Below are 3,974 nucleotides of genomic sequence, written 5' to 3' on the forward strand. Positions count from 1 at the left end.
CAGCGGAGTTCGTGGCCGCTCTACCTCTCACCAATGCCCCTTCCACCTGTTCCAGGCGAACAGCACGTCGGCGAAGCGGTCGTAGCCGAGCCGCGTGACTGGCCGCATTATCCGGTTGCCGAGCAGCGTGGCCAGCCAACTCTCGCCCGGCGTCAGCTTCCACAATAGCAGCGCGACGTCGGCGCCGGTGATCAGCCGCCCCTCCTCGTCGGTCGCATGCAGCCGGCGCCTGACGTCGTCGACATCGGCGCCATAGGCGGCCAGCGCCTCCGGCTCCTCGTTGATGTCCTTGAAGGCGACCCGGCCCGACTTGACCAGCGCGAGCAGCTTGTTGCGCTGCCAGTCGATGCCGGCATCGCAGACCGGACAGCGCGTGTTGTACCAGATGGTCAGTTGCGGCATGGACATGGGGCGTCTCGTAGGCCTGGATTTGCCTCATCAAGGCACCGGCATCGGGCAAAATCGAGGAGCTTGCAGAGCCGCGGGCCGGTGCGCCGACCCTGCCTTGACAACGCGGTGGGCCACCCGATCGGCGGGTTCGAACACGTCTCGATTCTGCGAAATTCATGTGACGGAACGCGCAAATTCGGGCAGCGGATCAGCATTTTATTGCGTTGACCGGGCCGGCCTGGCCGCCGTAAAGCGGCGCCATGGCGAAAAAACCCGGCACCAATCCCAAAGGCGAATTCGCCTTCTTCAATGTCACCTATGAGGACGGCTCGCAGCGTTCCAACCGGCGCGTACCGACCGAGCTGCTCGGCGGCCTCGACGGCGACGAGCCCGCGCGCGGCTTCATCATGGAGCAGGACCGCGAGATCGCCGAAAAATCCGGTCGCCCCCCGCTGGCGATCAAGGAGATCAGCCGGGTCGGGGTGAAGAAGAAGTAGCGCTGTAAGCAACCGGTCCGGTCAGCCGATTGGCTCCTCGTCATGCGCGGGCTTGACCCGCGCATCCACGTCTTTCTTCGGTCGGTGGACAAAGACGTGGATGGCCGGGACAAGCCCGGCTATGACGCCGTAGGTGCATAGTCTATGCCGCATCCCTCTGCTCCTGCGGCAGCGTTGCTTCCTCATCAAGCACCTGCATCTCGTTCGGCCGGTTGATCAGGCTGACCAGCGTGTAGCTGATGATCAGAAGCAGAAACCAGGAGCCGAGCTTGGCGAACGAGACCATGGCCCAGCCGTGGCTTTGCGACGGGTAGAGCCAGGTGCGGGTGAAGGTGCCGATGTTCTCCGACAGCCAGATGAACAGCGAGACCAGCACGAGGCCAAGCAGCAGCGGCATCGACCGATGCACGCGCCAGACCCGGAAATGCACGGTGGCTGGACCGATCAAAAGCGCCGCCAGCACGAACAACACCAGGCGCAGGTCGACGCCGTAATGGTCGAGAAAGAAGTTGAGGTAGATCGCAGCGCTTAAAGCTATCAGCCAGCGGCGCTGCGGATGGTCGGCGAAGCGGAAGTCGAACAGGCGCCAGACCCGGCAGAGATAGCTGCCGATGCAGGAATACATGAACCCCGAGAACAGCGGCACGCCGCCAAGCCGAAACAGGCTCGGCTCCGGATAGATCCAGGAGCCGGTCGCGGTCTTGAACAGCTCCATCGCCGTGCCGACGAGGTGGTAGACCAGGATGACCTTGGCCTCCTCGAGCGTCTCGAGCCTGGCCGCGAGCAGCGCGGCCTGCACGCCGAGCATGCAGAGAAAGAGGAAGTCGTAACGCGCGAGCGGCGCGTGCGCCGGATAGAACTTCCAGGTGCCCAGCATCAGCGCCACGGCAATGCCGCCGAACAGGCAGGCCCACGCCTGCTTCACGCCAAAGCGGAGGAATTCGTAGAGGTCCGCGGTCCAGGGCGTCTGCGCGGCCGCCTGCGCCAGACGTGCTTCGGCGGCGATGAAGGGGCGCAACGGTGCCCAGATCGCAGCGGCGCTGGCGGGCGTAGCGGCTTCAACGGATTCGTTTTCAGTGTCGCGCATGTGAGTCCCGGAGGCAAGCAACACGCGCATGTCTAGCAAGCGACAGAGCGCGACCGCCTCCGTAAAGCCTGGCCGGTTTCAGCCAGCATGCGGACAAACCAGCACAGCTTGAGAGATTCAGTAGCTCGCATGAGCGAAGCGACATGCGGGATTGAAGAACCCGGATATCGCTTCGCTCATCCGGGCTACCCTTGCTGGTTACTCCCGAGGGTCCTGTATGGATTGCAAGAGAAGCGACAATTCCTCGTAGCCGCCTTCGATGCTCTCGTCGCCCCGGAAGCGACTGAATTCGAGATGATCGTCTTCAAAGATGTCGATCTCCACCCTTTCGCCGACCAGTGTGACCGAGAGGCGTATCGTGTCAGGTCTCGTTCTTTCGATGAAGAAGTGAAGACCCGCATTCTCGAGCAACCGCATGGTGGCGAAGAGAACTGACGACATCGGATGCCCCTTCTTTCGACTGCTCGCTTGATAAATGAAAAACAGCGGACCTTTCGGCCCGCCGCTTTTGTCTCGATGGATTGCCGGGTCAAGTCCGGCAATGACAGTCAGAACTGACTGACGATCAGTTGTCCAAGAAGCTCCGCAGCTTCCGCGACCTTGACGGATGCTTCAGCTTGCGCAGCGCCTTGGCTTCGATCTGACGGATGCGCTCGCGCGTGACCGAGAACTGCTGGCCGACTTCTTCCAGGGTGTGGTCGGTGTTCATGCCGATGCCGAAGCGCATGCGGAGCACGCGTTCTTCGCGCGGGGTGAGCGAGGCGAGCACGCGCGTGGTGGTCTCGCGCAGGTTCGACTGGATCGCCGCATCGATCGGCAGGATCGCGTTCTTGTCCTCGATGAAGTCGCCGAGATGGCTGTCTTCCTCGTCGCCGACCGGCGTTTCGAGCGACAGCGGCTCCTTGGCGATCTTCAGAACCTTGCGTACCTTCTCGAGCGGCATGCCGAGTTTTTCGGCCAGCTCCTCCGGGGTCGGCTCGCGGCCGATCTCGTTAAGCATCTGGCGCGAGGTTCGCACGATCTTGTTGATCGTCTCGATCATGTGCACGGGGATGCGGATGGTGCGGGCCTGGTCCGCAATGCTGCGGGTGATCGCCTGCCGGATCCACCAGGTGGCGTAGGTCGAGAACTTGTAGCCGCGGCGATATTCGAACTTATCGACCGCCTTCATCAGGCCGATATTGCCTTCCTGGATCAGGTCGAGGAACTGCAGGCCGCGGTTGGTGTATTTCTTGGCGATCGAGATCACCAGACGGAGGTTGGCTTCCACCATCTCCTTCTTGGCCTGGCGCGCCTCGCGCTCGCCCTTCTGCACCGAATGCACGATCTTGCGGAATTCGACGATCTCGAGCCCGGTGAGCGCCGCCAGCGACTGTACCTCCTGGCGCAGCTCCTTGATACGGTCCTTCTCGTGATGGACGAAGTTCTTCCAGCCCTTGGCCGAGAGCTTCGAGACGCGATTGAGCCAGCGCGGATCGAGCTCCGAGCCCTGATAGTTGCGCAGGAAATCCTCGCGCGCGACGCCATGGCTATCGGACAGGCGCATCAGCCGGCTCTCGAACGAGACCAGCTTCTTGTTGATGTCGTAGAGCTGCTCGACCAGCGAATCGATGCGGGCCTGGTTCAGCCGCAGCGACTTCACCTCGACGATGATCTCGTCCTTGAGCTTCTTGTACTTGCGCTCCTGCGAGGGCGAGAGCGACTCGCTCTGCAGCTGGTTCTGGATGTCCTGCTCCTGCAGGCGGCGCAGCTTCTTGTACTCGCTCGCGATCTTGTCGAAGGTCTCGACCACCTTCGGCTTCAGCTCGGCCTCGATGGCCGCAAGCGACATCTGGTTTTCGAACTCGTCGTCCTCCATGTCGGCTTCGGCCGCGGCCTCGCCGGGATCCTTCTCCTCGACGTCGCCGCCGACGGCCGGCGCGGGACGGAACGGGGTCGGCTGCGGCGGCGCCGCAGGCGGGGCGACATGGGTGGCCGCGACATGCGCGGCCGCAGCCGCA

At 62.9% G+C, this 3,974-nt stretch carries 5 protein-coding genes; 1 reads left to right on the plus strand and 4 read right to left on the minus strand.

Annotation, left to right across the window (positions count from 1 at the left end; all coding sequences use genetic code 11):
* Nucleotides 1-27: 27 nt before the first annotated feature.
* Nucleotides 28-402 carry a DCC1-like thiol-disulfide oxidoreductase family protein gene (locus BRAS3843_RS37265; protein WP_008974468.1) on the minus strand — a complete coding sequence of 125 codons (375 nt, stop codon included), beginning with the start codon at nucleotides 400-402 and terminating at the stop codon, nucleotides 28-30.
* 248 nt (nucleotides 403-650) lie between these two features.
* Between BRAS3843_RS37265 and BRAS3843_RS37270 the strand changes: the two genes are divergently transcribed.
* On the plus strand, nucleotides 651-887 hold the full coding sequence (locus tag BRAS3843_RS37270) for a hypothetical protein (protein ID WP_008974469.1): 237 nt from the start codon (nucleotides 651-653) through the stop codon (nucleotides 885-887).
* A gap of 142 nt (nucleotides 888-1,029) precedes the next feature.
* Here the strand turns inward: BRAS3843_RS37270 and BRAS3843_RS37275 are convergent, their stop codons facing one another.
* The 3 genes from BRAS3843_RS37275 to rpoD form a co-directional block, all read right to left on the minus strand.
* Nucleotides 1,030-1,974: a DUF817 domain-containing protein gene (locus BRAS3843_RS37275; protein ID WP_008974470.1), complete on the minus strand. Its 945-nt coding sequence runs from the start codon at nucleotides 1,972-1,974 to the stop codon at nucleotides 1,030-1,032.
* Nucleotides 1,975-2,172: 198 nt separating this feature from the next.
* Nucleotides 2,173-2,415, minus strand: a complete 243-nt coding sequence (locus BRAS3843_RS37280; RefSeq protein WP_008974471.1) for a hypothetical protein — start codon at nucleotides 2,413-2,415, stop codon at nucleotides 2,173-2,175.
* A 124-nt stretch (nucleotides 2,416-2,539) separates the two neighbouring features.
* Nucleotides 2,540-3,974 (minus strand): RNA polymerase sigma factor RpoD (gene rpoD / locus BRAS3843_RS37285; RefSeq protein WP_035984098.1); only part of this gene is annotated, 1,435 nt, incomplete at its 5' end.

The sequence above is a fragment of the Bradyrhizobium sp. STM 3843 genome, from assembly GCF_000239815.1.
GTDB lineage: Bacteria > Pseudomonadota > Alphaproteobacteria > Rhizobiales > Xanthobacteraceae > Bradyrhizobium.

Bases quoted from the DNA above. Each gene is read 5' to 3' on its own strand.
- BRAS3843_RS37265 (WP_008974468.1), bottom strand. From the start codon at position 402: ATGCCGCAACTGACCATCTGGTACAACACGCGCTGTCCGGTCTGCGAT.
- BRAS3843_RS37270 (WP_008974469.1), top strand. From the start codon at position 651: ATGGCGAAAAAACCCGGCACCAATCCCAAAGGCGAATTCGCCTTCTTC.
- BRAS3843_RS37275 (WP_008974470.1), bottom strand. From the start codon at position 1,974: ATGCGCGACACTGAAAACGAATCCGTTGAAGCCGCTACGCCCGCCAGC.
- BRAS3843_RS37280 (WP_008974471.1), bottom strand. From the start codon at position 2,415: ATGTCGTCAGTTCTCTTCGCCACCATGCGGTTGCTCGAGAATGCGGGT.